The following is an 823-nucleotide window of genomic DNA, read 5'->3' as shown; positions in this document are numbered from 1 at the left end:
GTGCCGAGGATGTTGTACGCGACCGAGAACAGCAGCTCCCTGTGCTCGGCGAAGATCTCGGTGGCGGTGTCCATGGATGCGCCGGCGTGCTGGCCTGCTCCGTGCGCGCCCACGCGCGTTGGGTCTTCCTCGGATGGTGTCCATTCGTCCACGGCAGACTCCTCGCCCATGTGAGTTGACTTCTTTGCTCACCGATGCCGCCAACAAGACGCCCCGCAGCGCGGAAGTGTGACATCCACCGCATCGGACCGTCCGGATGTCACATTCCGGGCCGGCGAGAGGCTCTTGGTTTCATGCCCACGTTACAGAGCGCGGTGTCGACGAAGTCACCAGTCCACACGACGCCGGACAAGCGCTGGCAATCATTTAACTCGAACAGTATTGTTCACTTTATGGAGGTCGTATGGAACCCCCCTCGGCCGTGACCACACACGGCTTGTTCGCCAGGCTGGCCGGCCTGGCCATGCGCCGTCGACGCGCGATGCTGCTCATCGTCGCGCTCTTGGCGCTGGTCGCCGGCTCGTCGGGCTCGACACTGTTCAGCAAGTTGTCCGCCGGCGGCTGGGACGATCCCGGAGCGGAGTCGGGGCAGGTCAGCGACATCCTCGAGGAGACGTTCGGGCAAGGGCAACCCAACCTCGTCCTACTCGTCGAAGCCCCCGGGAGCGTCGACGACCCCACATCCGCCGCCACAGGAGCCGATCTCACACAACGGCTGGCCGACGAAGCCGGGGTCACCAACGTCGTGTCGTACTGGGCGTCCGGTCAGGATTCACTGCGCAATGACGACGGCGACAAGGCGATGATCCTCGCCACGATCGAA

Annotated in this window: 1 pseudogene; it reads left to right on the top strand. The window is 64.4% G+C overall.

Features of this window, described 5'->3' with window-relative positions:
- Positions 1–403: 403 nt before the first annotated feature.
- Positions 404–823: pseudogene (locus ELR45_RS37045) on the top strand (MMPL family transporter); the annotation flags it as partial.

The organism is Phytoactinopolyspora endophytica, from assembly GCF_004138495.1.
Classification (GTDB): Bacteria; Actinomycetota; Actinomycetes; order Jiangellales; family Jiangellaceae; genus Phytoactinopolyspora; species Phytoactinopolyspora endophytica.
This window is presented reverse-complemented; position numbering and strand designations above follow the sequence as displayed.